General features: G+C 70.1%; 3 protein-coding genes and 1 pseudogene. All 4 read right to left on the minus strand.

The features are described from left to right. Nucleotides 1-64: 64 nt before the first annotated feature. On the minus strand, nt 65-856 hold the full coding sequence (locus G6026_RS06765; protein WP_107758293.1) for an ABC transporter permease: 792 nt from the start codon (nt 854-856) through the stop codon (nt 65-67). 91 nt (nt 857-947) lie between these two features. Then, nucleotides 948-1,757, minus strand: a complete 810-nt coding sequence (locus G6026_RS06770; protein ID WP_107757819.1) for an ABC transporter permease — start codon at nt 1,755-1,757, stop codon at nt 948-950. Between the two features lie 41 nt (nt 1,758-1,798). Further along, a complete protein-coding gene (gene fadD5, locus G6026_RS06775; protein WP_182612720.1) occupies nt 1,799-3,391 on the minus strand; it encodes a fatty-acid--CoA ligase FadD5 in 1,593 nt (530 codons plus the stop codon). 39 nt (nt 3,392-3,430) lie between these two features. Beyond that, nucleotides 3,431-3,653 (minus strand): annotated as a pseudogene (locus G6026_RS06780) (enoyl-CoA hydratase); the annotation flags it as partial.

Consider the following 3,653-nt stretch of genomic DNA (forward strand, 5'->3'; position numbering starts at 1 on the left):
ACGCTCGCGACCAGCCCGCGGACCGCCAGGGTCCGCTCGGGCGTCGGCCCCGCCACGCGCCGCCTCACGTGATCCCCAACGCCGGGACCTCGGGCACCAGGCCCCACAGGGCGAAGGTGAGCACGATGTCGATGAACCCGATGAGGAGGATGCTGGTCCGCAGCGCACGGCCTGCGGCCCGCCCGACACCCTCGGGCCCGCCCGTCGCGTGGTACCCGTAGCTGCAGTGCACGAGCACGATCACCAGGGCGAACACCACGGCCTTGATCAGCGAGTAGAGGACGTCCTCGGGCCCCAGGGTGATGTGGAAGAAGTAGTCGTAGGTGCCCGCCGAACCGCCGTTGACGTGGACCACCACCACCCGCGTGGCGATGTACGTCGCCACCAGCCCGACGGCGTACAGCGGCACGATGCAGATCATCGTGGCGATGACCCGCGTCCCGGCCAGGTAGGGGACGGTCGGCACGGACATCGCGTCGAGGGCGTCGATCTCGTCGGAGATCCGCATCGACCCCAGCCGGGCGGTGAAACCGGTGCCCACCTTGGCGGCCAGGGCGATGGAGGCCACGACGGGCGCGAGTTCGCGCGTGTTGGCCATCGCCGAGAGCATCCCGGACAGACTGGTCATGCCGATCAGATCCAGACCGCGGTAGGTCTCGACGCCCACCATGATCGCCGCGACCGCGGACATCGCCAGGACGATCCCGATGGTGCCGCCGCCCGCGATCAGCGATTTGGAGCCGAAGCCCACGTCGACGACCTCGTTGACGACCTGTTTGCGGTACCGCACCAGCGCGGTGGGCAGCGTGAGGATCACCCGGCCCGCGAAGCTCACGTGGCGGCCGACCTCCGCCATCGCCGACGCGGCCCGGGCCAGGACCGCGGCGGGCCGGGACGCCCGGAACTTCTGCACGGCGCTGGTGTCCGTCACCCGGAGCGAGGTCACGTCAGTACTTCCCCACCGACGGCACGACGAGCCCGTAGACCGCCGACAGGACGGTGTTGATCACGAACACGGTGACGAAGGCCAGGACCACCGTCTCGTTGACCGCGTCCGCGACACCGCTCGACCCGCCGCTGGCGTGCAGCCCCTTGAACGTCGCGATCAGGGCCGAGACCACCGCGAACGCGACCGACTTGGCCATCGCCATCCACAGGTCGGACGGGCGGCCGTACGCGCTGAGCGTGGACAGGAACGCCCCGGCCGACTCCCCCTGGCCGTACACCTGATAGATCAGGCACGCGGTCACACCCATCGCGGTGACCAGGGCGCACAACACCAGGGAGACCAGCACGGTGGCGAGGACGCGGGGCACCACCAGTCGCTCGATCACGTCGAGCCCCATCACCTCCATGGCCTCGACCTCCTCGCGGATGGTGCGGGAGCCCAGGTCCGCGCAGATGGCCGAGCCACCCACCCCGGCCAGCATGAGCGCGCAGACCAACGCCGACGCCTGCCCCACCACGACGAAGGCCACCACGGCCCCCGCATACCCGGCCGCCCCCAGTCGGCCCGCCAACTCCCCCACCGACACGGCCACGAGCACGCCGACCGGCAGCATCAGCAGCAGCGCCGGCACCGAGCACACCCGCGCGACGAACAGGGCCTGGTCGCGGGTCTCGGCGAGCGAGAGCCGCCCCCTGGCGACCGTGCGCACGCAGCTCAGCAGGGTGAACACCGAGTAGCCGACCAGCGATCCGACCTGTCCCGCCAGATCGACCACCGGGCCTCGGCCCGCGGGGAGTTGGAAGACCATGTCAGTGGTATCCGGGTTCCGACGTCGTCTCGTCCGCCGGGTCAGACACCCGTGGAGCCGTGCTCCGAGCGGAGCGAGCCCTTGACCACCTTGCCGCTGGCGTTCCGGGGGAGCTCATCGACGTGGACGAGGTGTTTGGGAAGCTTGAATCCGGCCAGCTTGTCCCGCAGCCACTCCACGAGGTCGTCCAGGCCGAGGTCGGGCTCGTCCGTCTGGTGCTGGGCGATGATCGCCACGGGCACCTCGCCCCACGTGTCGTCCTTGCGACCGATCACCGCGACCTCGCGGATCCGGGGGTGGCCGGCGATGACGTTCTCGACCTCGGCGCAGTAGATGTTCTCGCCGCCGGAGATGATCATGTCCTTCTTGCGGTCCACGACGTAGACGAAGCCCTCGTCGTCCATCCGGACCAGGTCACCGGAGTGGAACCAGCCACCCTCGAAGGCCTCCGCGGTCTCCGCGGGCTTGTTCCAGTACCCGGACATGGTGGTGGGTCCGCGGTAGACGATCTCGCCCACCTCGCCGGGCCCGACCGGCTCCCCGAAGGCGTCGACGACCCGGGCCTGGAGGGTGGGGATGACCTTGCCGACGGACCCGAGCTTGCGGATCGCGTCGTCGCCGTCGAGAGCACAGGTGATTGGGCTCATCTCGGTCTGCCCGAACACCGCGCAGTTCAGCGCGTCCGGGAACGTCTCCGACATGGCGCGCAGGATCGTGTCCGTGGACGGGGCCGCACCCCACGAGATGTTGCGCAGCACCAGCGTCCGCGGGCGGGCCTGCTGCTCGGCGCACACGGCCTGCCACTGCACGGGCACGAGAAAGACGCTGGTGATCTGCTCCGCCTCGAGGGTGTCCAGGACCGCCGCGGGGTCGAAGGCCTGCAGCGGATGGACCACCGTGACGCCGCCGAGCTGGAGACTCGGGGCGATCGACCCGAGCGCCGCGATGTGGAACATCGGGGCCGCGCACAGCGCGCGCCCGTCCTCGTCGAAGAGCCGGAACACCCGGATACAGGTCAAGGACTGAGCGGTGAGGTTCTCATAGGAGAGCATCGCGCCCTTGGGCCGGCCCGTGGTGCCCGAGGTGTACATGATGAGCGCCGTAGAGTCCTCGGGGACGTCGACCGGCTGATGGGGTGTGCCCTCCTCGGCGAGGGCGTCGGCATAGGTGGTCTGGCCCTCCGTACCGGACTCGCCCCCAATGACGATGTGGTCACCCGGCTCCTCACCCTGCGCGCGGATCGCCCCGACGAGCGGGGCCAGCATCGCGTCGGTGACGACGACCTTCGGCGCGCAGTCACTCACGAGGTAGGCCAGCTCCGGCGGAGTGAGACGGAAGTTCACCGGCACCGCGATGGCTCCCAGCTCGTTGATGCCGAGAACCGCCTCGACGAACTCCGGGGTGTTGAGGGTGATGAGCATGACCCGATCACCCCTGGCGACCCCGCGACGGGCCAGTGCGTCGGCGAAGAGGCCGCTGCGCTCGTGCAGTTGCGACCAGGTGGTGGTCTGGCCGAGGTAGCGCAGTGCCTCGCCGTCGGGGTTCATCTCGGCGTGGGTGGCCACCCAGGAATTCCAGTGGTTGCGACGGGCGGCGTGGAGCTCGGCGACGGGGTCCGTCGTGGTGGTGGTCATGATCCGGCCTTTCGTGGGGAGCGGTGAGGGTGAACCAGGTCAGGAGAAGTCGGGGCGTCTCTTCTCGAGGATCGAGGCGACCCCCTCTGCGAAGTCGGCGGACACCAGGAGTTCGCACTGCCCCTCGTGCTCGCGCGCCAGAGCTGCGTCCAGCTCGGAGAGCGTGGCCCCGGTGACGGCACGCTTGGTCAGTTCCAGTGCGCGGCGAGGACCCCGGGCCAGTCGGCGCGCGAGCTTGGCGGCCGCGGGGCGCAGGTCCGCG

Source organism: Dietzia sp. DQ11-38-2, assembly GCF_014145055.1.
Taxonomy (GTDB): Bacteria; Actinomycetota; Actinomycetes; order Mycobacteriales; family Mycobacteriaceae; genus Dietzia.